This window comes from Nocardia alni (assembly GCF_019038435.1).
GTDB lineage: Bacteria > Actinomycetota > Actinomycetes > Mycobacteriales > Mycobacteriaceae > Nocardia > Nocardia alni.
In genome coordinates, this window is sequence record NZ_JAGPOX010000054.1 from 18,917 (window position 1) to 43,360 (window position 24,444).

Annotated in this window: 20 protein-coding genes; 12 read left to right on the forward strand and 8 right to left on the reverse strand. The window is 67.7% G+C overall.

Annotation, left to right across the window (positions count from 1 at the left end):
- The first annotated feature begins 1 nt into the window (after position 1).
- The gene (locus JZ791_RS21210; protein ID WP_216896914.1) at positions 2-457 is read left to right on the forward strand and encodes a hypothetical protein; all 456 of its coding nucleotides are present in this window, start codon (positions 2-4) and stop codon (positions 455-457) included.
- Positions 458-480: 23 nt separating this feature from the next.
- Here the strand turns inward: JZ791_RS21210 and JZ791_RS21215 are convergent, their stop codons facing one another.
- Both JZ791_RS21215 and rfbA read right to left on the reverse strand, forming a co-directional pair.
- Positions 481-1,041: a dTDP-4-dehydrorhamnose 3,5-epimerase family protein gene (locus JZ791_RS21215; protein WP_216896915.1), complete on the reverse strand. Its 561-nt coding sequence runs from the start codon at positions 1,039-1,041 to the stop codon at positions 481-483.
- A gap of 2 nt (positions 1,042-1,043) precedes the next feature.
- Positions 1,044-1,934 carry a glucose-1-phosphate thymidylyltransferase RfbA gene (gene rfbA, locus JZ791_RS21220; protein ID WP_216896916.1) on the reverse strand — a complete coding sequence of 297 codons (891 nt, stop codon included), beginning with the start codon at positions 1,932-1,934 and terminating at the stop codon, positions 1,044-1,046.
- Positions 1,935-2,191: 257 nt separating this feature from the next.
- Here rfbA and JZ791_RS21225 point away from each other — a divergent pair, with 257 nt between their 5' ends.
- A complete protein-coding gene (locus JZ791_RS21225; RefSeq protein WP_216896917.1) occupies positions 2,192-3,202 on the forward strand; it encodes an alpha/beta hydrolase in 1,011 nt (336 codons plus the stop codon).
- Positions 3,203-3,261: 59 nt separating this feature from the next.
- Complete coding sequence (gene rfbB / locus JZ791_RS21230; protein WP_216896918.1) at positions 3,262-4,263, forward strand: dTDP-glucose 4,6-dehydratase; 1,002 nt, start codon at positions 3,262-3,264, stop codon at positions 4,261-4,263.
- Between the two features lie 68 nt (positions 4,264-4,331).
- On the opposite strand, the gene JZ791_RS21235 is transcribed toward rfbB, so the two are convergent.
- Positions 4,332-5,807, reverse strand: a complete 1,476-nt coding sequence (locus JZ791_RS21235) for an MFS transporter (protein ID WP_216896919.1) — start codon at positions 5,805-5,807, stop codon at positions 4,332-4,334.
- Between the two features lie 85 nt (positions 5,808-5,892).
- Between JZ791_RS21235 and JZ791_RS21240 the strand changes: the two genes are divergently transcribed.
- Complete coding sequence (locus JZ791_RS21240; protein WP_216896920.1) at positions 5,893-6,297, forward strand: MarR family winged helix-turn-helix transcriptional regulator; 405 nt, start codon at positions 5,893-5,895, stop codon at positions 6,295-6,297.
- A gap of 12 nt (positions 6,298-6,309) precedes the next feature.
- Here JZ791_RS21240 and JZ791_RS21245 read toward each other — a convergent pair whose 3' ends face one another.
- Both JZ791_RS21245 and JZ791_RS21250 read right to left on the reverse strand, forming a co-directional pair.
- On the reverse strand, positions 6,310-7,191 hold the full coding sequence (locus tag JZ791_RS21245) for a helix-turn-helix domain-containing protein (protein ID WP_216896921.1): 882 nt from the start codon (positions 7,189-7,191) through the stop codon (positions 6,310-6,312).
- A gap of 68 nt (positions 7,192-7,259) precedes the next feature.
- Positions 7,260-7,817 carry a DUF4282 domain-containing protein gene (locus tag JZ791_RS21250; RefSeq protein WP_216896922.1) on the reverse strand — a complete coding sequence of 186 codons (558 nt, stop codon included), beginning with the start codon at positions 7,815-7,817 and terminating at the stop codon, positions 7,260-7,262.
- A gap of 325 nt (positions 7,818-8,142) precedes the next feature.
- On the opposite strand from JZ791_RS21250, the gene JZ791_RS21255 reads away from it, so the two are divergent.
- The 3 genes from JZ791_RS21255 to JZ791_RS21265 all read left to right on the forward strand — a co-directional run bounded on the left by JZ791_RS21255 (position 8,143) and on the right by JZ791_RS21265 (position 11,701).
- The gene (locus JZ791_RS21255; protein ID WP_216896939.1) at positions 8,143-8,652 is read left to right on the forward strand and encodes a hypothetical protein; all 510 of its coding nucleotides are present in this window, start codon (positions 8,143-8,145) and stop codon (positions 8,650-8,652) included.
- Between the two features lie 154 nt (positions 8,653-8,806).
- Complete coding sequence (locus JZ791_RS21260) at positions 8,807-11,026, forward strand: molybdopterin-dependent oxidoreductase (RefSeq protein ID WP_216896923.1); 2,220 nt, start codon at positions 8,807-8,809, stop codon at positions 11,024-11,026.
- Positions 11,027-11,080: 54 nt separating this feature from the next.
- A complete protein-coding gene (locus JZ791_RS21265; protein WP_216896924.1) occupies positions 11,081-11,701 on the forward strand; it encodes a pyridoxamine 5'-phosphate oxidase family protein in 621 nt (206 codons plus the stop codon).
- A 9-nt stretch (positions 11,702-11,710) separates the two neighbouring features.
- On the opposite strand, the gene JZ791_RS21270 is transcribed toward JZ791_RS21265, so the two are convergent.
- Positions 11,711-12,199 carry a GtrA family protein gene (locus JZ791_RS21270; protein WP_438804549.1) on the reverse strand — a complete coding sequence of 163 codons (489 nt, stop codon included), beginning with the start codon at positions 12,197-12,199 and terminating at the stop codon, positions 11,711-11,713.
- A 178-nt stretch (positions 12,200-12,377) separates the two neighbouring features.
- Between JZ791_RS21270 and dprE1 the strand changes: the two genes are divergently transcribed.
- On the forward strand, positions 12,378-13,874 hold the full coding sequence (dprE1, locus tag JZ791_RS21275) for a decaprenylphosphoryl-beta-D-ribose oxidase (protein WP_216896925.1): 1,497 nt from the start codon (positions 12,378-12,380) through the stop codon (positions 13,872-13,874).
- Positions 13,871-14,632 (forward strand): decaprenylphospho-beta-D-erythro-pentofuranosid-2-ulose 2-reductase, encoded by a 762-nt coding sequence (gene dprE2 / locus JZ791_RS21280; RefSeq protein ID WP_216896926.1) that lies wholly within the window; start codon positions 13,871-13,873, stop codon positions 14,630-14,632. Before dprE1 ends, dprE2 begins: the two co-directional genes overlap by 4 nt.
- Positions 14,633-14,701: 69 nt before the next feature.
- Here dprE2 and JZ791_RS21285 read toward each other — a convergent pair whose 3' ends face one another.
- Together JZ791_RS21285 and JZ791_RS21290 are read right to left on the reverse strand one after the other, a co-directional pair.
- The gene (locus JZ791_RS21285) at positions 14,702-15,052 is read right to left on the reverse strand and encodes a type II toxin-antitoxin system PemK/MazF family toxin (protein WP_216896927.1); all 351 of its coding nucleotides are present in this window, start codon (positions 15,050-15,052) and stop codon (positions 14,702-14,704) included.
- Positions 15,049-15,267, reverse strand: coding sequence for a ribbon-helix-helix domain-containing protein (locus JZ791_RS21290; protein WP_216896928.1), 219 nt, complete (start codon positions 15,265-15,267; stop codon positions 15,049-15,051). Before JZ791_RS21290 ends, JZ791_RS21285 begins: the two co-directional genes overlap by 4 nt.
- 180 nt (positions 15,268-15,447) lie before the next feature.
- Between JZ791_RS21290 and JZ791_RS21295 the strand changes: the two genes are divergently transcribed.
- The 3 genes from JZ791_RS21295 (at position 15,448) to JZ791_RS21305 (ending at position 24,399) form a co-directional block, all read left to right on the forward strand.
- Positions 15,448-17,340 (forward strand): galactan 5-O-arabinofuranosyltransferase, encoded by a 1,893-nt coding sequence (locus JZ791_RS21295; protein ID WP_216896941.1) that lies wholly within the window; start codon positions 15,448-15,450, stop codon positions 17,338-17,340.
- A gap of 227 nt (positions 17,341-17,567) precedes the next feature.
- A complete protein-coding gene (locus tag JZ791_RS21300; protein ID WP_308163019.1) occupies positions 17,568-20,990 on the forward strand; it encodes an arabinosyltransferase domain-containing protein in 3,423 nt (1,140 codons plus the stop codon).
- A 40-nt stretch (positions 20,991-21,030) separates the two neighbouring features.
- Entirely contained in the window at positions 21,031-24,399 is a 3,369-nt protein-coding gene (locus JZ791_RS21305; RefSeq protein WP_438804550.1) for an arabinosyltransferase domain-containing protein, read from the forward strand.
- The last annotated feature ends 45 nt before the right edge of the window (positions 24,400-24,444 follow it).

The window sequence follows — 24,444 nt, forward strand, 5'->3', positions numbered from 1 at the left end:
TATGGAAGAATTCGATATAATATTCACCGGGGAGCGCGCGAAGGATGATCCGCTTGTGTCGATCGGCATGATGAAGCTTGGGGCTGATACAGAGTACTTCCACGCGCCGACAACGTACTGGAGCACTGATCAGTACGAGTCCAGCTGGAATACTGCGCTCCGCCGGATATGCGATGGCGCGGAGGTCTCCTGCTTGGTAGTAGCCATCGAAGATCCTGAAGCAGCCGCCTACATCGAGGTGTGGCCTCTCTACCGAGAGGACGATACTGTGCATTTTCAAAATCATTTGATTTTCATGGAACAACTGGATCATAAATTTAACCCCAACGCACCGTGGGACTCGGTTCACAGTCGAGAGACTGTCAATGAGGACGGTAATAGCGTTTCAGAATGGACACTCCCGCTCCAGAGTGTAAAAAACTTCCTGACGCAAAAACCAGGCAGACAGGAGCAATAGTTGGGCGAGTACGGAGGAGCCGATCAGCGGCGCAGGGTGTTGAAGCCCGGTGCGGCAGCGTCTTTCGGTGAGCGGCTGTAAGTCAAGGGGTTGCCGTCGCGGGCGGTTGTGGGCCATTGGATGCCCAGGTCCGGGTCTAGAGCGTCGAGATCTCGGTCGAATTCGGGTGAGTACTCCAGGGAGCACAGGTAGGTGACCGTGGAGTGGTCCTCGAGGGAGAGGAGGGCGTGGCCCAGGCCCTCGGAGACGAAGACCGAGCGGCGGTCGACGTCGTCTATCAGTACCGTGTCCCAGGCGCCGAAGGTCGGGGAATCCGGGCGTAGGTCGACCACTACGTCGAGGAATGCGCCGCGGACGCAGCTCACGTATTTGGCTTGGCCCGGGGGGTTCTCGGTGTAGTGGATGCCGCGCAGGACGCCCGCTGCGGAGACGGAGGTGTTGACCTGTAGTAGCTCGAACGGCCGGCCGGCCGCCTTCTCGAACTCCGAGGCCTTGAAGGTCTCCAGGAAAACTCCGCGCTCGTCGCCGTGCAGCGTGGGGGTGAACTCCCAGGCGCCCGGTACGGACAGCTCCCGAATTCTCATGTCTACCAATCCTGTCCGTGCGGTCCGCGGCGCCCGTGTACCAGCAGGCCGAGCAGATATTCGCCGTATCCCGAGCGCACCAGGGGTTCGGCCAGGCGGGAGAGTTGTTCGTCATCGATGAAATTCATCCGCCAGGCCACCTCCTCGGGGACCGCGATCTTGAGTCCTTGCCGCTCCTCGATGGTTCGCACGTAATTGCTGGCGTCCAACAAGGAGTCGAAGGTTCCGGTGTCGAGCCAGGCGGTGCCGCGGGCCAGCACGTCGACCTGGAGTTTGCCCTGTTCCAGATAGGTCCGGTTGATATCGGTGATCTCGTATTCCCCACGCGCGGAGGGGCGCAGCTCACGGGCGATCTCCACGACGTCATTGTCGTAGAAGTACAGGCCGGGGATGGCGTAGTTCGAGCGCGGCCGCTTGGGCTTCTCCTCGATGGATATGGCCCGGCCCTCGGCGAATTCGACGACGCCGTAGGCGGTGGGATCGGAGACCCGGTAGGCGAAGATCGCGCCGCCGTCCAGGCCGTCGAAACGGCGCAGCCGGGTGCCCAGGCCCGGACCGTGGAAAATGTTGTCGCCCAGCACGAGTGCGGCGCATTCGCCGCCGATGTGGCCGGCGCCGAGCACGAATGCCCGTGCCAGACCGTCGGGTTCGGGCTGCACGACGTAGTCGATCGAGATCCCGAACTGGGAGCCGTCACCGAGCAGCCGCGTGAACGCGTCCGCGTCGGCAGGCGTGGTGATCACCAGGATGTCGCGGATGCCGGCCAGCATGAGTGTCGAGAGCGGGTAATACACCATCGGCTTGTCGTAGACCGGGACCAGTTGCTTGCTCACCCCGCGCGTGATCGGATGCAGTCGTGATCCGGTGCCGCCGGCCAGGATGATTCCACGCATGGCAGGCAAGTCTGCCAGCCAGTGCGCCGCCCGGCCTCGCGGGGCGGTTGCGATTCGACGGCTACGCGGTCACGGGGGTTTACCGCGGAGCGAAATCGGACAATCACTGTTGTGTAGGTCACGTGTGCACCTGTTGTGCGCGTCACCTGACTGGTGGTGTTCTGAGAAGACCCCTGTGTGAGATGTCAGCGCGGACAACTCGCCGCCGGAACTCCGGCTATTGGCGATCTGTCGCGCCGGAGTGAGGTAGGTGCGCCATGACGGCCGTACACAGCGAAGAAATCCTGCCGGTGCCAGAGGCGGGGGTCGTGGTCAATCCGGGCGGGGGAAGCATCGCATCGCGGGCGTTGATGCTGGCCTGCAAGGGCGTGATCGGCCCGGTCTTCCGCAATTATCCGGTTACCCCGCTGACCATGCCGGTCGCCCGGATCGCGATCGACACGCTGTGCAAACTGCGTCCGATCCCACGGGGTGTGGAGCGGGAGCAGGTGCGGCTGAGCGGATTCCGGATGGAGATCATCCGGCCGGCCGGGGCCCGGCGGGCGCTGCGCGACGGTGCGGTGATGTACATGCACGGCGGCGGCTTCTTCCTGTGTGGTCTGGACTCGCATCGCGCGATCGCGGCCGCACTCGCCCGGCGCACCGGCCTGGCCGTGGTCAACGTCGACTATCGCCAGCTGCCCGGCACCTCCATCGACGGTTCGGTGCGGGATTGCCTGACCGCCTACCGCTGGTTACTGCGGCACGGCGTGGATCCGGCACGGATCGTATTCGCCGGAGATTCGGCCGGCGGATATCTGAGTTTCGCGACGGCCCTACGGGCGCTCGCGGAGGGGCTGCCCCAACCCGCCGGGCTGGTGGGCATATCGCCGCTGCTGGATCTGGACTGCGCGGCCAAACGGGAGTACGTGAACGCCGCTCGCGACGCCTACATCCCGGTTGCCGCACTGGAGCGGGTGGTGCGGCACGGCGCGAGCGTGGACGGACGGCTGGATCCGGCGTCGTCTCCGGTCAACGGTCTGCTGGCCGACCTACCGCCGGCGTTGCTGATCGTCGGCGAGGACGAGGTGCTGCGGTCGGACTGCGAGGTGATGGCCGGACGGCTGACCGCGGCGGGCGTGCCCAACTCCCTCGAGTTGTGGCGCGGTCAGGTGCACGCGTTCATGAGTATCGCCCCGGGCCTCCCGGAGAGCCGGACCGCGCTGGGACGGGTGGCGCGGTTCGTGCGTGCCCGGGTCGCGGCGCAGGAATCCGCGCGCACCGCGTGACCAGGCGCCTCGCGGCGTGCCCGAGGAAGACTCGATAGTGCGCCAGTAGGATTGGCGGCGTGCGATTGCTCGTAACCGGCGGCGCTGGATTCATCGGCGCCAACTTCGTCCACCAGACCGTCGCCGACCGGCCCGAGGTCGGGGTGGTGGTGCTCGACGCGCTCACCTACGCCGGTAACCGGGCCTCGCTGGACTCGATCGCCGACCGGATCGAGTTCGTGCGTGGCGACGTCGCCGACCAGGAGCTGGTCGACAGGCTCGTCGGCGGCGTGGACGCGGTCGTGCACTTCGCCGCCGAATCGCACAACGACAACTCCCTGGCCCAGCCGTTTCCGTTCGTGCAGACCAATATCGTCGGCACCTTCGCACTGCTCGAGGCGGTGCGCCGGCACGACGTGCGGTATCACCACATCTCCACCGACGAGGTGTACGGCGACCTCGACGCACACGAGCCGCCGTTCACACCGAACACGCCGTACAACCCGTCGAGTCCCTATTCGGCGTCCAAGGCCTCCAGCGATCTGCTCGTGCGCGCCTGGGTGCGGTCGTTCGGCGTGCGCGCGACGATCTCCAATTGCAGTAACAATTACGGCCCGTATCAGCATGTGGAGAAGTTCATTCCGCGCCAGATCACCAACCTGATCGACGGCGTGCGCCCGCGCCTGTACGGGGCGGGGCATCAGGTGCGGGACTGGATCCACGTGCACGATCACAACCGGGCCGTATGGACGATCCTGGAGCACGGCCGGATCGGGCAGACCTACCTCATCGGTGCGAACGACGAACTCGACAACAAGTCGGTGATCGAATTGATCCTGGCCGAATTCGGCCGGGATGCGGACGATTTCGACCATGTCACCGATCGTCCCGGACACGACCAGCGCTACGCGATCGATGCCAGCCTGCTGCGCACCGAACTCGGCTGGGAACCGCGCTTCGCCGATTTCCGGGCGGGACTGTCGGCGACCATCCGTTGGTACCGCGAGCACGAGGACTGGTGGCGACCGAACAAGGCCGTCACCGAGAGCACGTATCTCACTGCGGGCGAGAAGGTTCTGTAGATACGGAAACCGTGATGGACGAAACATGTTCGTCCACCACGGTTTTCGTATCCCGCTACCCGAAATACTCAGGCGGCCGCCAACTCCGGCTCCTGTTCCGGCTCATCGTCCGAGTCGCTCGAGACCGGCTCCACCGCCCGCCGCTTCGGCAGGAAGTGGGTCAGCGCCACCAGCGCGCCGAGGATCGCCACCACACCGGCGAAGATCAGGCCGGGACGGTAGCTGTCGAGCATCCCCGACGCCGACCCGTCGCCATGGCCCGAGGACGAGATGATCGCGGTGTTGATGGCCAGCACGATTGCCGCGCCGACCTGCATCGAGGTCTGCAGCACGCCGGCCGCCAGGCCCTGCTCCTCGTCGGAGATACCCGCCGTGGCCTGGATGTTGATCGACGGGAAGCCGATCCAGCCGATGCCGACCAGGAGCACCGCGGGCAGGATGATCGCCAGGTAGGACGGGTGCGTGTCGATCCGCAGGAACAGCAGGTAGCCGATGCTCATCGCGATCATGGTGACCGCGATGATCGGTCCGGTGCCGAAGCGGTCGACCAGCTTGTCCGAGAACACCGAGGACAGCGCCACCAGTAGGCCGACCGGCAGCAGGGCCATCGCCAGGTGCAACGGCGACCAGTGCAGGGTGTCCTGTAGGTACAGGGTGACGATGAACTGCCAGCTGAAGTACGAACCGGCCAGCGCGACGATGACCAGGCTGGCCCGCACCAGCGTGATCTTGCGCAGGATGCCCAGACGGATCAGCGGATGCCGGACCCGGTTCTCCACGACGATGAACGCCGCGAACAGGGCCAGCACCGCGGCGAACGAGCCGACGGTGCGCGCCGAGGCCCACCCGGCCTGCGGTGCGGAGACCACGGTGTAAACCAGCAGCAGCATCGCGCTGGTGGACAACAGCGCGCCGAGCAGATCGTGTCCGCCCTCCTCGGGCTTGCGGTCACGCGGGACGAGCACGACCGCGGCGATCAGTGCGGCCAGCGCGATCGGCACCGGCAGCAGGAAGGTCCAGCGCCAGCCCAGCCCCGTCATCAGGCCGCCGAACACCAGGCCCATGGAATAGCCGCCCGCACCGAACACGGTGTAAATGGACAGCGCCCTGTTGCGGGCCGGGCCCTCGGCGAAGTTGGTGGTGATGATGGACAGGCCCGTCGGCGCGGTGAACGCCGCGGCCAGCCCCTTGATGAAACGGGTGGCGATCAACAGTGCGGCGGAGCTGACCAGCCCGCCGCTCAGTGAGGCCAGTGCGAAGACACCCAGCGCGATCAGGAAGACCCTGCGGCGCCCGAGCAGGTCCGCGGTGCGACCGCCGAGCAGCAGCAGTCCGCCGTAGCCGAGCACATAACCGCTGACCAGCCACTGCAGGGTGGACGTGCCCAGGTGCAGATCCTTGCCGATGGACGGGAGGGCGACACCGATCATCGAAACGTCGAGGCCGTCCAGGAACAGCACGATGCACAGCGTGATCAGCATGCCCCAGGTGCGGATCGGCCACCGGGTATCGGCAGGGGCCGAAGGCGTTGCTGTGAAAGTCATGAGCGAAAACTTACATGCGTACGCATTAGTTGCGCAAGCATTTAATGCGGTTGCATGGTTCAATGCGAGGCACTAAGATGGCCGCATGACGAAGGCGTCGACAGCGTCACCGACGCGGGCAGTGGCTCCCGCCGGGCTGGTGGGTGAATGGCGTGGACTTCTGGACAAGCACGCCGTCGTGTCCTGCGCCCTGGAAAAGGAGCTGCAGAGTCGCCACCGGATCGGCCTGAGCGAATTCGAGACCCTCGATCGGCTGGTCGACGCGGACTGTGAGACCTACCGGATGAGCGATCTGGCCGGCGAGATCTACCTGAGCCAGAGCGCGCTGTCCCGCGCGGTCGCCCGGCTCGAGCGCGACGGCCTGGTCAGTCGCAGCATGTGCAGCGACGACCGCCGCGCCATCTTCGTCTGTCTCACCGATAAGGGCCGCGCGGTGCACGCCGCCGCGGCGCCGACCCACCGTGAGGTACTCGAGCACACGCTGCGGTAATCGGCCTTCGCCTCAGACCGGGCTCAGTGCGGCCCGGGCCCGCTCGATCGGCCCGCGGGCGTCCACCGTCGCGGCCCGGATGCTCGTGCACGCGTCACGGTAGCGCGCGACGTCGGGGTCCTTGTCGAAAAAGGCCGAGCCCGTGTACGTCTGCACGAACACCACCGGCGGCTCGGCGGGATCGAGTTCGGCATCGTCGAATTCGAGCAGGACGAACCGGCCCGAATCCATGCCCGCGTGATAACCGCACCCCGCCGGTATCACGCGGATTTCGATATTCGGCAGATCGCACAGCCGCCGCAGGTGGTCGAGCTGGCCCGCCATAACCTCGACACCGCCGATGCGATGCCGCAGCAGCGATTCGGTGATCACCGCCTGTAACCGCACCGGATTTCCCGGACGGGTCAAGACATTCTGGCGCGTGAGCACGACCGCGATCCGGCGCTCGAGTTCCGCGGGTGAGCTGGCCGGATGCGCGGCTTCCACCAACGCGCGGGCGTAACCCTCGGTCTGCAACAGGCCGGGCAGCACCTCGTTCTCGTAGGTCACCAGGAGGGTGGCCGCCTCCTCCAGGCCGAGGAACACCTCGAACCCCTCCGGCAGCACATCGCCGTACTCGATCCACCAGCCGCGTGCCTTGGTCTCGCGCGCCAGCGCGACCAGCGGATCGACGGATTCCGGCGGCGCGCCGTAGATCTTGCACATGGCCTCGACGTCCAGCCCGCGCAGCGAGGTCTGCCCGGTTTCGATGCGCCAGATCTTGGCCTCGGACCACTCCAGTCGCCGGGCCGCGACCCGCGTCGTCATCCGGGCGCGATTGCGCAGGTCACGAAGTCGGCGACCGAGTTGCCGACGCGGCATTGTCGAACCGGTAATTCCGTACGGTAATCCCATAACTCCCCCTCTTTCGCCGCCGATACTACGTCAGACCATCTGCGCACGCGAAACAATCCCGCCGCGAATCACTTCCGGGCGGGGCGCCGTCGAAAACGCCAGAACTGCACGGCCCGAACGTCTTCGGAGAGTTGGTTGACCGGTTCGGCCACATCCGACAGCGCCTGGTGCAGATCGTCGGCCAGCTCGGCGATGTGGGTCACCCGGCCCGCCAGCCGCGCCGCGTTCACCAGGAACTCGAGCGTCAGCCGGACCGCGGCCGCGATGGTCAGGCCGAGGGGCACGGCGACGAGGACGAGAAATACGATCCCCAGCAGCAACGAGACCCGCCACAGCAGCACGGTCAGCACAACCGGCACGGTCACCGCGAACGCCAGGCCCAGCAGATAGGCCAGCGGCAGCAGGGTGCGCGTCGCCGGACGGCGGAACCGCACATCGAGCAGGCCCCGGACGGCGGCGACGCTCCACGCACCGAATCCGCCAGGGATCTGTTCCGCGCCGACATCCTCGTCGGGGATTCGCCGCGCGGCCGACCGCCGAGACAGCCGCCGCGCCAGGGATTCACGCCAGGCGATGTACTCGGGATCGAGCTCTACCTCCACCGGCCCGCCGGGCTCATCACTCATGGGTGTGATCCTCTCGCCGGTGGCATCGTCCGGCAATGCGCCTGCTCCCAGGGGGCGTTAAGAATTCCGTTGGGATTCTGCCAGAGACAACGGATTCAGTTCACAGGGAACACCTCAGCGGCTCACAGCCAGGAGCACGAAGGTATTCATCGTGACCGCTTCACCCGGAGCGAAACGAAGAGGTCATAGCAAAAAAGAATCAAGCCGGTGATCTTGTGACGAATTCGACGCAGGCCGAAAAAGTTTCGCGGACATGTAACACCGCGAATACCGCCCACCGATACGCCCCATGAACACCGAGCAGGACCCAAGATCTACCCGGGGAATGGAGAAGACCGTGCGTACGACGTTTCCGACTTCCGTCAAGGCGGCAGCTTCCGTCAAGGCGGCAGCTGTAGCCGCTAGCACGCAGGAGTACATCCAGCGCGGCTGGACGGTCGCTGAAACGACCAATGGCGTCTGCCTGATCACCGACGAGGACGTCTCGGGCATCGAGGTCACCGGCGAGCTCGCCGCAGCCGTGCGCCGTTACCTGCGGGCCAACAACCTGACTGGTCCGATCATCGAGATTCCGGGCGCCGAGCGCCGCGAGATCCACCTGGTCACCGGCGTGCGGAAGGCCGCGATGGCCATCCAGGCGCTGCGCAAGGTCGGCGCGATCGTGCACACCGACGGTGCGGGCATCCCGCTGCCGCCCACCCAGTTGTCCGCCGGCGAGGCCTGCTGGAGCGTCGCGCCCAGCGAGGCCCGCTGGGTTCCGCCGGTCGTCGCGTTGGGCGCGGCCGTGCGGTCGGCCACCCGCCGCAAGCCCGCGTTGGCCCGTATCGCCAGCTGAGACAGGTTCGACAGAACGACATCGCGATGACCGCGGGAGGTGCACGGCCTCCCGCGGTTTCGTGCTGTCCGGAGCCGGGGGTGAGTTCGGGATCTCGCGGCGCGGTCGGAGATTTGTATTTCACATTCGATCGGCGCGGGTGATGATGAGATCTATGACACGTGTCACCGTCGGTCAGCGGACCGCGCTACGCACCTGCCCGCTGTGCGAGGCGGTATGCGGGCTCGAACTCACCCTCGATGACGAGGATCACATCGTCCGGGTGCGGGGCGATCGGCAGGACCCCTTCAGCGCTGGCTTCCTGTGCCCGAAGGGGGCGAGCCTGGGCCACCTCGACGAGGATCCGGACCGGATCACCGAACCGATGATCCGGGATCGGGCCACCGACGCCTGGCGCACCGCGTCGTGGCAGGAGGCGTTCGATCTGATCGCCGAACGGATTCCGGCGCTGGTCGCCGAGTACGGCCGCGGGTCGGCCGCGCTGTATCTCGGTAATCCCAACGCGCACACCGTCGCCGGGGCACTGTACGTTCCCGTGCTCGCCCGCGCGCTGAGCACTCGCAACATCTATTCGGCCAGTACCGCGGATCAGATGCCCAAACAGGTGGCCAGCGGGCTGATGTTCGGCGACCCGCTGACCGTGCCGGTGCCGGATCTGGACCGCACCGACTATCTGCTGATGCTGGGCGCGAATCCCCTGGAGTCCAACGGATCGCTGTGCACCGCACCGGATTTCCCGGGCCGGTTGAAGGCGCTGCGACGACGCGGGGGCCGCATGGTCGTGGTGGATCCGCGGCGTACCCGAACCGCCAAGCTGGCCGACGAGCATCTGTTCATTCGTCCCGGCAGCGATGCCTACCTGCTGTTCGGGATCGTGCACACCCTGTTCGCGCGGGACCTGCTCGACGTGCGCGTCGCGGTGGAGGGCCTCGACGAGGTCCGCGCCGCCGCACAGGATTTCACACCCGAGGTGGTCGCCGGGCGCACCGGCGTCCCCGCCGAGACCATCGTGCGCCTGGCCGCCGAACTCGCCGCCGCGCCCAGCGCCGCCGTCTACGCCCGCATCGGCACGTGCACCACCGAATTCGGCACGCTGACCCAGTGGCTGGTCGAGGTGATCAATGCGCTCACCGGCAATCTGGATCGCGCGGGCGGTGCGATGTTCAGCACCGCCGCCGCGCTGGGCATCGTGCGCACCCGCCCCTTCCGCATCGCCCGCTGGACGAGCCGGGTGCGCGAATTGCCCGAGGCCATGGGCGAATTCCCGATCGCGACCCTCGCCGAGGAGATCACCGCGCCCGGCGAGGGGCAGGTTCGCGCGCTGATCACCGTGGCCGGGAATCCGGCGCTGTCCGCGCCCAGCGGGACCCGCCTGGACGCCGCGCTGGCCGAGCTGGAATTCATGGTGAGCGTGGACCGATATCTCAACGAGACCACCCGGCACGCCGACGTCATCCTGCCGCCGCCCCGGATCGCGCAGTCGCCGCACTACGATTTCGCGCTGCTGCAGTTCGCGGTGCGCGACTATGCCCGATACTCGCCTGCGCTCGTGCCGCTGGACGGGCGCCCGTCGGAGGCCGAGGTGATCGCGCGCCTGGCCCTGGCGGTCTCCGGACAGCAGCCCGAGCCCGATCGTGACCCGCTCACCACCGTCGACGAACTGGTCATCGCCGGAACGCTGCACAAGGCCGGACTGCTGGAGCGGCGCGCGGAATTGGTGGGAGACAACAGCACCGAGCAGCGCATCGACATGATGCTGCGGCTGGGGCCCTATGGGCAGTGGCGGCCCGATGCGGTGCGCACGCCCGTCACCGAACCGTATGGCGGCATGAATCTGCAAGTGCTGCTGGATAATCCGCACGGCGTCGACCTGGGTCCGCTGCGTCCGGGCCGCCTGCCCGAGGTGCTGCGCACCGCCTCGGGGCGGGTCGAACTCGCGCCGCCGGAGCTGATCGCGGATGTGGTCCGGTTGCGCGCCCGCCTGGCCGACGTCGCACCCGAACTACTGCTGATCGGGCGGCGCCAGTTGCGCTCCAACAACAGCTGGATGCACAACATCGCACCGCTCGTCGGCGGATCCAACACCTGCACCCTGCACATCAACCCACACGACGCCACCCGCTTGGGCCTGACCGACCGGGCGGTGGTGAAGTCCGCGGCCGGGATGCTCACGGTGCCGGTGGAGCCGACCGAGGAGATCATGCCGGGCGTGGTCAGCCTGCCGCACGGCTGGGGTCACACCGACAGCGAGCAGGCGGTCGCGAGTGCGCACGCCGGGGTGAACGCCAATGCGCTGACCGATGATTCGCTCGTGGACGCGCCCTCGGGGAATGCGGTGTTCAACGGTGTGCCGGTGACGCTGACGCCCGCCTGAGGTTCCGCGCACACCCCGGCGTATGCGAACCTCAGCTACGCGAGAGGGCGACCAATGCCCCGCAAGTTTCACGGCAGCGACGGCGAGCGAGAATTACAGGAGCGCTCGGGCACCCGGGAACGGGCCGACCGCTTCTACGATGATCAGGTACTGGACAGGCTCAACACCCGGATGATCGAATTCGTCCGCCGCATGGATATGGCCTTCATCGCCACCGCGGACCGGCACGGCGAATGCGACGCCAGCTTCCGCGCCGGCCGGCCCGGCTTCCTGCACATCATCGACGAGCGCACGATCGCCTATCCCGAATACCGCGGCAACGGCGTCATGGCGAGCCTCGGCAACCTCCTGGAGAACCCGCACGTCGGGATCATGCTGATCGACTTCAGCCGCGACCTCATCGGCCTGCACATCAACGGCCCGGCCCGCATCGTCGAGGACGATTCGCTGCGCACCTCGGTCCCGGACCTGCCCGAGTCGCAGCGCGGGCGATCCGCGGCCCTGTGGGTGGTGGTCGCCATCGAGGAGGCCTACATCCACTGCCGAAAACACATTCCGCACCTGATCCCGGCCCCGCGCGAGGCCCGGCAGTGGGGTTCGGACGACACCCGCGCCAAGGGTGGGGACTACTTCGCCGCGAAGGCCGAGCGGCAGTGCCTGGTGGATACCGTGTAGGGGGTGAGCTCAGCGAATCTTGAAGATCACCGCGCGCTGCACGATGAAGTTGATGACGGTGGCCACACCCTGGGCGATCACGAACGCCACCAGCACCGCCAAGGCCACCGAATGCCCTCCGACGTGCACCTTCATCGCGGGCAAGCTCACGTTCAGCGCCGCGTTGATGCCGACCTGGGCGGCAAAGGTGATCGCGTAGAGCACCACCACCGCGATGAACCGGCTGCGGCTGGGTTCGGCCTTGAACGTCCAGCGCCGGTTGATCAGGTACGCGGTGGTCGTGCCGACGATGAAGCTGCACGCCTTGGCGATGTCGCGCTCGAGCCCCAGCCCCTTCCACAGCACCAGGTAGAGCCCGAAGTCCACGACCGCCGACAGCACACCGGTCAGCACGAACCGGATGATCTGCGTCGTCAGATCCACATCCGTGCCGCCGGGCTCGTCCACCAGGGGCAGCTCGGGCGGCAGGGGAAGATGAGGTTGCGCGGTCACGGGCACGAGCGTAGCGGCCCGGACATCCCGAGCCCACCGGTCCCGCGTCGAAATGTGCTGATCCCCCGGTGAACGGCATTCGGATAGGGCTCCGGTAAACCCTCCGCACACTGTGACGTCGATTCCAAGTCCGGTGATGCGCCGGTCACTCCCGGACCAAGTTTCGGCGATACCTGTAGCCTCTATGCCGATGTCCACGAAAGCTCAGACCTCCACCGCCGCGGGTCCGGCAGCGACCCCGAGCGACGGCGGCGCACCGGAGAACGGCAGCGCAGGGTCGCACGAACCGCAGCCGCTGCCCACGCAGACCCGACGCCTGACCGGTTGGGGTCGCACCGCGGCCACCACCTCGGAAGTGCTCTCCACCACCGACCCGGAGCTGATCGCCCAGGCGGTCGCCATGGTCGCGGAGGACAACGACGCCAAGCCCGCGCATCTACGCCGCGGCGTCATCGCGCGCGGCCTGGGCCGCTCCTACGGCGATCACGCGCAGAACGCGGGCGGCCTGGTGATCGATATGACCGCCCTGCACCGCATCCATCGCATCGACCAGGACACCCGCCTGGTCGATGTGGACGCGGGGGTGAGCCTCGATCAGCTGATGAAGGCGGCCTTGCCGTTCGGCCTGTGGGTTCCGGTGTTGCCGGGCACCCGTCAGGTGACCGTCGGCGGCGCGATCGCCTCCGACATTCACGGCAAGAACCACCACAGCGAGGGCTCGTTCGGTAATCACGTGCGCTCGATCGATCTGCTCACCGCCGACGGCAAGGTGCAGACGATCGGGCCCAAGAAGAACGCCAAGCTGTTCTGGGCCACCGTCGGCGGCAACGGGCTGACCGGCATCATCCTGCGCGTGACCGTCGAGATGATCCCGACCGAGACGGCCTATTTCATCAACGACGGCGTCAAGACCAGCTCGCTGGAGGAGACCATCGCCGCGCACAGCGACGGCAGCGAAGCGAACTACACGTACTCGAGCGCGTGGTTCGACGTGATGAATCCGCTGCCGAAACTGGGCCGTGCCACGATCACTCGCGGTCGGCTGGCGAAACTCGACGAGCTCCCGGCGAAGAAGCAGCGCAATCCGCTGAAATTCGATGCGCCCCAGCTGCTCACCGTCCCGAACATCTTCCCCAGCTTCACCGCCAATCGCCTGACCCTCGGCGCGGTAGGCGAGGCGTACTACGCCATGGGCGGGGATTACACCGGCAAGATCCAGAATCTGACGCAGTTCTATCACCCGCTGGACATGGTCGCGGAGTGGAATCGCGCCTACGGTCCGGCCGGCTTCCTGCAGTACCAGTTCGTGGTGCCGACCGAGGCGGTCGAGGAATTCAAGCAGATCATCATCGATATCCAGGCGTCCGGGCACATTTCGGCGCTGAACGTCTTCAAGCTGTTCGGCCCGGGTAATCAGGCGCCGCTGAGCTTCCCGATGCCCGGCTGGAACATCTGCTGCGACTTCCCGATTCGGCCGGGCCTGAACGAACTGGTCACCGATCTGGACCGCCGCGTCGTGGAGTTCGGCGGCCGCCTCTACACCGCGAAGGACTCCCGCACCAGCGCGGAGACCTTCCACAAGATGTACCCCCGGATCGACGAGTGGATCAAGATCCGCCGGAGCGTCGATCCCACAGGCGTTTTCATGTCCGATATGGCGAGAAGGCTGGAGCTGCAGTGATCAACGCCGTAGGCAACCCGCAGACGATTCTGCTCCTGGGCGGCACCTCGGAAATCGGGCTGGCGATCTGCACCGAGTATCTGAAGAAGGGTCCGGCCAGGATCGTGCTGGCGGCGCTGCCCGACGATCCGCTGCGCGCGGACGCGGTGACCCAGATGGAGGCAGCCGGAGCTTCCTCCGTCGAGGTGGTCGACTTCGACGCCCTGGACACCGACGGCCATGCCAAGGTCATCGACGCGGCGTGGGCCTCGGGCGATGTGGACGTGGCCATCGTGGCCTTCGCCCTGGACGGCGATCCCGAGGAGTTGTGGCAGAACCAGCGCAAGGCCGTGCGGGTCGCGCAGGTCAACTACACCGCCTCGGTCTCGGTCGGCGTGCTGCTGGCCGAGAAGATGAAGGCCCAGGGCTTCGGCCGGATCATCGTGATGTCCTCGGTGGCCGGTGAGCGGGTGCGCCGCAGCAACTTCGTCTACGGCTCCACCAAGGCCGGACTGGACGGCTTCTACCTGGGCCTGGGCGAGGCGCTGCGCTCACACGGCCCGCGCGTACTGGTGATCCGCCCCGGCATGGTCCGCACCCGCTTCTCCGCGCACGTCAAGGAAGCCCCGCTGACGGTCGACAAGGAGGATATCGCCACCCTCGCGGTGTCGGCCGCCCAGCAGGGCAAGGACCTGGTCTGGGCCCCCGGCACGTTCCGTTACGTGATGATCGTGCTGCGCCATATCCCCCGCGCGATCTTCCGCAGACTCCCCATCTAGTCCTCGAGTCGACGGCGATGGCCCCGGACCGTGCGGTCCGGGGCCATCGCCGATATCGTTATCGCCCCGTCAGAGACTCAGATGCAGGCGCAATGCTCGATCGAGGGCATCCATGACCGCTGGCGGCAGCGCGCCCATCCGGGGTCCCAGGCGGTCGACCGATACCGAGCGGACCTGTTCGGCCTGCGCCTTCGACTCGACGCGAATCCCGGGCACGTCCTGATCGAGGACGACCTGGAACGGATAGACACGACCGGTCTTACTGGTCACTGGAACGACGGTGACCACACCGCGACCCAGTCGCCGGGCAGTCTCGTTGGCGTAGTCGTTGCTCACGATGACCGCCGGGCGGCGCTTGTTCGATTCGGACCCGCGGACCGGTTCGAGATCGACCAACCAGATCTCACCCCGTCGCATCACCCGAGCCCGTCGCCGACTGTGGCATCCCACAGATCCGCGTCGTGCGAGGAATCCCATTCCGACCATGCGGCCGCGTAGGCGTCCGACAGCCCGGCCTGCCGCAGCAGCGCGATCGCCTGCTGCACCGCCGCCGATCGGGACGCCAACCCCTGCTCCCGGACTACCTCGTCGAGTAGCGCGACATCCTGTACAGAGAGACTGACACTCAACTTCACACCCCCAATGCTACTTTCGGTAGGAATTCAGATGCTACCAATCGAGGCATTGAGACGCAATCGACACCGGCGGACCACATCGGCCGCCGTCACGGCGCGCGGTTAGGCTGACCCACGGTTTACGGTCCAGGTAACCGAATAGCGGAATCCGGAGGCGGCGTGCGAGTACTTGTCCGGCGGATGGGCGATGGTCTCGGTGAGGCGGTGCTCGCGGCGATCGTCGCGGGCGGCGTCGCCGTGGTCGGGCTGGAGGCGTTCTCGACGGTGCACTGGCCCGCGTTCAACGCCTCCAATGTGACTCGGGCGATCACCACCGTCGGTCAGGTGGCGGCGGCGGTGGTGCTGTTCGCGGCCGTCCTGTTGATGCGGCTGCACCGCTGGCCCTGGCTGGCGAAGGTGCTGTCCTGGGCCGGGATCTCGGGATTCGTGACGGTCACGCTGGGCATGCCGCTGGCGGCGACGAAGCTGTATCTGTTCGGGATCTCGGTGGATCAGGAGTTCCGGACGGCGTACCTGACCCGCCTCACCGATTCCGCGGCGCTGCACGATATGACCTATGCGGATCTGCCGCCCTACTATCCGGCCGGATGGTTCTGGCTCGGCGGACGGGTCGCGCATCTGCTGGGGATGCCCGGCTGGGAGGCATTCAAGCCGTGGGCGATCGTCTCGCTGTCGATCGCCGCGGTGCTCGCACTGGTGTTGTGGTCCAAGCTGATTCGCGCCGACTGGGCCGTCGCGGTGGCCGCGGCGACCACCGCGGTGACGGTGGCCTATGCCTCGCCCGAGGCGTACAGCTCGGTGCTGGTGGTGCTGTTCGCCCCGGCGATGGTGCTGGCCTGGGGTGCGCTGTACCGGCCCGAACGCGATGCGGCCACGGCGGGCGGTTGGGGTGCGGCGATCGGGGTCGGACTGTTCCTGGGCCTCTCCGCGATGTGCTACACCCTGTTCTTCGGCATAGCGGTGTTCGCCGTCTGCCTGATGGCGCTCGTGGCCTGGCTCGTGCAGCTGTGGCAGCGCCGGGCCGCCGGAGGGCCTGCGCGGGCCTCGGTACTCGGAACACTGTGGCCGATCCTGGGACGGCTGATCGTGATGGGTGTGCTCGCCGGGGTGCTCGGCCTGCTCACCTATGGCCCGTACCTCGCGAAATCGCTGACGACACACGGCTCGAACGTCTCGCAGCACTATCTCCCGGAGAACGGATCGCAGCTGCCGTTCCCGATGTTCCAATTCTCGCTGCTGGGCGTGCTGTGCCTGATCGGCACGATCTGGCTGGTGTTGCGGGCGAGCAGTTCGCGGCGGGCGCAGGGCCTGGGGATCGCGGTGGTGGCCATCTACCTGTGGTCGCTGCTGTCGATGACGATCACGGTGGCCGGCACCACGTTGCTGGCGTTCCGGCTGGATCCGATCCTGCAGGTGCTGCTGGCCGCGGCGGGAGTCTTCGGCTTCGCCGAGGGTGCGCGGGCGGTCTACCAGGCATTGAACGAGCCGCGACGGTTGCGCGCGGTGGTCGTCGCGGTCGGGATCATCGGCGCGCTGGCGTTCACCCAGAACATCCCCAACGTGCTGAGCACCGAGATCACCACGGCGTACACCGATACCGACGGCAACGGTGTACGCGCGGATCAGCGCAGCCCCTCCGCGGTGTCCTACTACCGGCAGCTCGACGCCACATTGCTCGCGCAGACCGCTCGTCCGCGCGATCGGACCGTGGTGCTGACCGCGGACACCAGCTTCCTGTCCTACTACCCGTACTACGGCTTCCAGGCGCTGACCCCGCACTACGCCAATCCCTTGGCCCTGTTCCCGGCCCGCGCCGCCGAGATCAAGCGCTGGACCGGGCTCAAAACCCCGGCCGACCTGGTCGACGCGCTCGAGCACTGCCCGTGGCGCGCGCCGGACGCCTTCCTGTTCCGCAGCAGCGGGGACGGCTATACGCTGCGCCTGGCCTCGGACGTGTATCCGAACGATCCGAACGTGCGCCGCTATACCGTCACATTTCCCAAGTCGCTGTTCGAGGATCCGCACTTCACCGCGACGACCATAGGGCCGTTCACGCTGGTGGTACGGCACTGACGATGGCAGGGCAGGACACCTCGATCATGCACACAGCCCGACCGGCCTGTGCATAACCTTGTGGAAAACCGGATTTTCTGTGGATAACTCCCCGATCCCCTAACAGCCCGGCCCATCCGAGACCGATCGTAGGGCGTCGCGGCCGAGCGGTCGGGCCGGCCACTCCCCCGCCGCAATCATGCGAGCTTGCGCTTGCAGTCGACCCCGACGCTTTAGCATCCCTAGTCGTGCGCGCTGACTCCCCCGGGCTCTCCCGTATCCGCTTGGTCGCCCTCGTCTCGGGTGTTCTGGCAACGCTGCTCGCGGTGATCACGCCGCTACTGCCGGTCCGGCAGGACCGCACGACGCTGGACTGGCCGCAGCCGCAATCGGTCCAGGTGAACGCGCCCCTCGTGTCGTACGTGCCGCTACGAGTGCACCTTTCGCTGCCGTGCGCGGCGATCCGGGCGGCCGCCACCGTGGCAGCGGCCGAACCGGCGACGGCTCATCCCTCGACGACCGGCGAGAAGGCCCCCGCCGGCGCGACCGTACTGTCCACGGTGCCCGCGCAGGCGCCCGCCGCGCAGGCCAGGGGCCTGCTCGTCCGGGTGACCGACGATCCCGGCGCCGGACCCAACCTGCTGGTGCTACAACGGGAGATCCCGCTGCTGTCGGCCCCGATCGCGGAGGTCGGCGACTGTGACGAACTCATCCTCGATTCCGTGGTGACCTCGACGACCGCCACGCTGACCGGCGTTCATCGCCAGGACGGCACGCCGTTCACCGACACCGTGACCGGGGATGTGCGCCCCCAGATCGTCGGCGTATTCACCGATCTGACCCGCGCCCAACTCGGTGACGTACACCTGCACGCGAGTGTCGACTCGCGCTTCTCCTCCTCCCCGACCCTGCTGAAGACCGTCGTGACCGTGCTCGCGGTGCTGTTCACCGTGCTCGCGCTGATCGCCCTGCACCTGATCGACACCTCCGACGGCCGCCGCCCCCGGCGCGTCCTGCCGCCGCACTGGTGGCGGTTCACCCTGGCCGACGCGGTGGTGCTCGGCACGCTGGTGCTGTGGCACATCATCGGCGCGAACACCTCCGACGACGGCTACATCCTGAATATGGCCCGCACGGCCACGCATTCGGGCTACATGTCCAATTACTACCGCTGGTTCGGGGTGGCCGAGGCGCCGTTCGGCTGGCCGTACGAGGTGCTGTCCTGGATGACCCGGGTCAGCGACTCGAGTCCCTGGATGCGCCTGCCCTCCCTGCTGGCCGGTCTGCTGTGCTGGATGGTGCTCAGCCGCGAGGTACTGCCGCGCCTGGGCGCCCGCGTGCGGCGCGACCGGGTGGCGCGGTGGACCGGGGGCCTGATCTTCCTGGCCGCCTGGCTGCCCTACGACAACGGCCTGCGCCCCGAACCGCTGATCGCCCTGGGCGCGCTGCTCACCTGGGCCTCGATCGAGCGGTCCATCGCCACCGCGCGGCTGCTGCCCGCCGCGATCGGCGTGCTGATCGCCGCGTTCTCGCTGGCGGCCGGGCCGACCGGGCTCATCTGCATCGCCGCGATGATCGCCGGATCACGTCCGGTGCTGCAGGTCATCATCAAACGCGCACGACCCGCTTCGTCATCCCGGCATGCGGCCGGCCGGGATCGCCCGGCGCAATCCGGCCGGCCGCACGCCGGAACGACGGGTGCGGGTCGTGGCGAGGAGTCGGCCATCCTGCGGTACGGCTCACTGCTCGCGCCGGGCGTCGCCGCCGGAGTTCTGGTGCTGGTGGTGGTGTTCGCCGACCAGACGCTGGCCGCGGTCATGGAGGCCACCCGGGTGCGCCGGATCATCGGGCCGAACGTGGCCTGGTTCGACGAGCGGACCCGCTGGGACGCGCTGCTGTCCCTGTCGCCGGACGGATCGCTGTCTCGCCGCTTCGGCATCCTGGGCATGCTGCTGTGCCTGGCGGTATGCGTCCTGGTCATGCTGCGCAAGAACGGCCGGATCCCGGGGACCTCGCGCGGCCCGGCGGCACGCATCCAGGGCATCGTGTTCATGTCGCTGCTGCTGATGATGTTCACGCCCACCAAGTGGACGCACCACTTCGGCGTGTATGCCGGACTGGCCGGTTCGGTGGCCGCGTTGACCGCGGTCGCGGTGGGAGTCAACGGCATTCGCGCGCCCTACAACCGCTCGCTGTTCGCCGCGGGTGTGTTCTTCCTGCTCGCGGTCACCTTCACCGGGTCCAACGGCTGGTGGTACGTGTCCAGCTACGGCGTGCCCTGGTTCGACAAGTCTCCGCTGCTCCTGGGCAAGGGCTTGTCCACGGCCTTCCTGGGCTTGGCGGTGCTGTGCCTGCTGCTCACGGCCTTCCAGTACTACCGCGAGCCGTACCGGAAGACCGGTGGGCAGAAGGATTTTCGCGGCTCGCCGCGGTCGCGCTTCGACAGGTTCGCGATCGAACCCCTGACGATCGCGGCGGCCGCGATGGTGCTGTTCGAGGTCGCCTCGCTGGCGAAGGGGGCGATCACGCAGTACCCCGCCTACTCCATCGCGGAGTCGAATCTGCGCGCGCTGGAAGGGAAGACGTGCGCCCTGGCCGATGACGTTCTGGTGGAGACGAATACGGCCGATTCGCTGCTACAGCCCTACAGCGGTTCGGCCGCAGGCGGATTGGCCGCGGACAGCGTCGGATTCACCCCGGACGGCGTCGCGAGCGACCTGACCGCCGACGCCCAGGAGACCACCCAGGGCGGCGCCAACTCCGTCAGCGGCGACAACCAGAACACGACCAGCCGCACCACCGCCGCCGGAACCGGCGGCGGTTCGATCGAGCGTCCGGGGGTCAACGGCAGCACCGTCGCGCTGCCGTTCGGCCTGGATCCGGCCCGCACGCCGGTCATGGGCAGCTACACCAGCGGCGGCAAGCAGCCGGCTCACCTGACCTCCCAGTGGTATCGGCTGGATCTGGCCGCGGCCCAAGGGAATCCGGCCTACAAGGTCCTGGTCGTGACCGCCGCCGGGCGGATCCAGTCGGTCGACGAGGACGGCGTGCTCACCTACGGCCAGAAGCTGCGGGTGGAGTTCGCGCACCGCGACGCGGACGGCACCGTGACCCCGCTCGGTGACTTCATGCCCCTGGACATCGGCGGCGCACCCTCCTGGCGCGATATGCGAGTCCCGCTGGACCGCATTCCGGCGCGAACCAACGCCGTGCGGATCGTCGCGGCCGCGGACGACCTGACCACCCGCCAATGGCTCGCGGTCACCCCGCCGCGCCTGCCGCGGCTGGCCACCCTGAATTCGGTTGTCGGTCAGACCGATCCGGTGCTGGAGGACTGGCACGTCGGACTCGCCTTCCCCTGCCAGCGCCCCTTCGAGCACAAGGACGGCGTCGCCGAGACGCCCGAGTGGCGCATCCTGCCCGACCGGGTCGGCTCGGACGCCTCCAACGCCTGGCAGGACGCGATCGGCGGCGGACCGCTCGGCTGGACCGAGGTGCTGCTGAAGGCCGACACCGTGCCCACCTACCTCGACCACGATTGGGAACGGGACTGGGGTGAGCTGGAAAGGTTCACCCCGTATGTCCCGGATGCCCGCCCGGCCACGCTCGGCGTCACCGTCCGCAACCGGTGGGGCTGGGCCAAGGACGCGCCGATCAAGGCCCGGCAGTGAACCGCGGCAGAACCGGTCACAGGCGATAACATCACCAACCGTGTCCGCCGCCACAACCGCTGTCTTGACAGAGCCGAGGTCCGTCGCCCCTGCGACGTCCCGTGATTTCCGCACGGCCCGCACGATCGCCATGATCGCGGGCCTGCTGGGCGCGCTGTTCGCGCTCGCGACGCCGTTCCTGCCGGTGAACCAGACCACCGCCGAGGTGAACTGGCCGCAGCACGGGGTGCTGGGCAATGTCGAGGCGCCGCTGATGTCGCAGGTCCCGGTGGATCTGCGGGCGAGCATCCCGTGCGCGGCAGTGGCGAAGCTGCCGCCCGGCTCGATGGTCCTGGAAACCGCGCCGCCGCAGGGTGAGCGGGCCGCGCTCGAGGCGATGTTCGTGCGCGTCACCGCCGATACGGTGGACGTGGTGAACCGCAACGCCATCGTGACGTCGGCGAAGCGGTCCGCGCTCGGCGGGTGCGGCGCCATCCGGATCGTCTCCGACGCCGCGCACACCACCGCCTCCTTCGAGGGCCTGACCACCCAGATCGATGAGCCGGCGGCGGACGGGACGACGCACAAGGCGACCGTGCCGGTGGAGGGCACGCAGGTCGGGGATCTGCGGCCGCAGGTGGTGGGCGTGTTCTCCGATCTGAAGGGACGCGCCCCGGCCGGGCTGTCGTTTCATATGACCGTCGATTCCCGGTTCACCTCGCATCCGAGCGTGACCAAGGTGGTCGCCACGGTCGCGGCGTGGTTGTGCACCCTCATCGCGCTGGGCGCCCTGGCCCGGCTGGACACCAGCGACGGGCGCGGGCACCGCCGATTCCTGCCCGCACGCTGGCTGCGGCCGACCTGGGCGGACGCGGCCGTCATCGGCACCCTGGTGGTGTGGCATTTCGTGGGCGCCAACACCTCCGACGACGGCTATATCCTGACCATGGTTCGGGTCGCGCCGCACGCGGGCTATCTGGCCAACTACTTCCGCTGGTACGGCGTGCCGGAGGCACCGTTCGGCTGGTACTACGACACGATCCAGGCCTTCGCGCACATCTCCACCGCCAGTCCGTGGGTGCGCATCCCGGCCACGCTGTGCGCGATCCTGTGCTGGATGGTCATCAGCCGCGAGGTGGTGCCGCGGCTGGGCCGGGGTGTGCGTACCTCGAAGGTCGCGCTGTGGACCGGCGGCCTGGTGTTCCTGGCGTTCTGGCTGCCCTATGACAACGGTCTGCGCTCGGAGCCGATCGTCGCGCTCGGCGTGCTGCTGACCTGGGTATCGATCGAACGCGCCATCGCGACCGGACGCCTGGTCCCCGCCGCTGTCGCGATCGTCGCGGCGGCGTTCACCCTGGCCGCCGCGCCGACCGGACTGAACTGTATCGCCGCGCTGCTGGCGGGAATTCGCCCACTGGTGCGGATCGTGGTGCGCCGCCGCCGGGTGCTGGCCGCGGCGTCGCGGTCGCGCTGGGGCCGCTCGTTCCCGGGCTCGGTCCTGCCGCTGCTCGCGCCGCTCGCCGCGGCCGGATTCCTGGTGCTCACCGTCGTCTACGCCTCGCAGACCTTCGCCGGAATTCAGGAGGCCGACCGGGTTCGTCAAGCGGCCGGGCCGAATCTGGCGTGGTACGAGGACTATCTGCGGTACTACTACCTGTTCGTGCAGACCGTGGACGGCTCGGTCTCGCGCCGGTTCGCCTTCCTGATCATGATCCTGTGCCTGGTCACCACGATGCTGGTGCTGCTGCGCCGGGTCCGGGTGCCGGGCATCGCCAGCGCGCCGACCTGGCGTCTGCTGGGCGTGGTGTTCGGGACGATCTTCCTGATGATGTTCAACCCCACCAAGTGGACCCACCACTTCGGCGCGTACGCCGGCATCGCGGGCTCACTGGCGGCGGTGACCGCGGTGGCGGTCTCGGCCACGGCGCTGCGCTCGCGCAAGAACCGCTCGATCTTCCTGGCCGCGTTGCTGTTCGTGCTCGCGCTGTCGTTCTCGGGCACGAACGGCTACTGGTACGTGTCCAGCTACGGCGTGCCGTGGTTCGACAAACAGGTGCAGGTGCACGGCATCAAGTCGAACACCATCGTGCTGGTGCTGTTCGTCCTGGCTGTGCTGCTCGTGGGCTGGCAACTGCTGCGCGAGGGCTATGCGAGACCACAGGCGAGCGCGAAGTCGGTGCGCGGCAGGCGCATACGCAGGTTCGCCGCGATCCCGCTGACCGTTGTCGCGGCGCTGATGGTGCTGTTCGAGGTGCTCTCGCTGGTCAAGGGCGCGTATTCGCAGTATCCGGGATATTCGCTGGCCCGGTCCAACGCCGACGCTGTCGGCGGCAACAGCTGCGGGCTGGCCAACGACGTTCTGGTGGAACCGAATTCCAACGGCGGACGCCTGCGGCCGATCACCGATCCGGCCCATCCGTCTGCCAAGGGCGGCCCGCTCGCGGGCACGGATTCGACCGGCTTCGACCCGAACGGGGTGCCCTCGGATCTCGAGGCCGATGCGGTCGAGGTGAAGCCGGGCAGCGGCAATACCTCCACCCAGTCCGTCGGCGCGAGCTTCGCCAAGGGGCAGAGCGCGGGCACGGGCGGCGGTTCGATCACTCATCCGGGCGTCAACGGCAGCACCGTCGCGCTGCCGTTCGGCCTGGACCCGAATACGACCCCGATCATGGGCAGCTACCAGGCAGGGCTGCAGACCCAGGCGCATCTGACCTCGAGCTGGTATCAACTCCCGGCCCGCTCACCGCAGTCGCCTCTGATCGTGATCACCGCGGCCGGGCGGATCCTGTCCTTCGACGAGACCGGCGCGCTGCAGTACGGCCAGAATCTGCTGCTCGAATACGGTAAGCGTCAGCACGACGGCACCGTGCGGTCCGAGGGCAGTTATGTGCCGCGCGATATCGGCCCGGCCCCGTCGTGGCGCAACCTGCGCATCCCGATGGACAAGATCGCACCCGACGCCGACGTCGTACGCATCGTCGCCGACCGCCGGGTGCTGATCGGCGACCAGTGGCTGGCGTTCACCCCGCCACGGGTGCCGAAACTCCAGACGCTCAACACCTTCCTGGGTGCCACCCAGCCGGTCCTGGAGGACTGGGCCGTGGGCCTGCAGTTCCCCTGCCAGCAACCGTTCCTGCACCGGTACGGCGTGGCCACCATGCCGAACTACCGCATCCTGCCGGACCGGCCCCTCGCGGTCAGCTCGACCGACACCTGGCAGGCAGAGGAATTCGGCGGCCCGCTGGGCTTCACCCAGATGCTCGCGAGTTCCACCACCGTCCCCACCTATCTGAAGGACGACTGGGCCCGGGACTGGGGTTCCCTCGAGCGTTACGACCGCTACTACCCCGACGCCACCCCTTCGGACATCAACACCGGCACTGCCGCCCGCTCGGGGCTCTGGAGTCCGGGCAGGATGCGGTTGTATTGAGTCACACGACGAAACCGGAGGGGCGGCGCGAGATGTCGCGCCGCC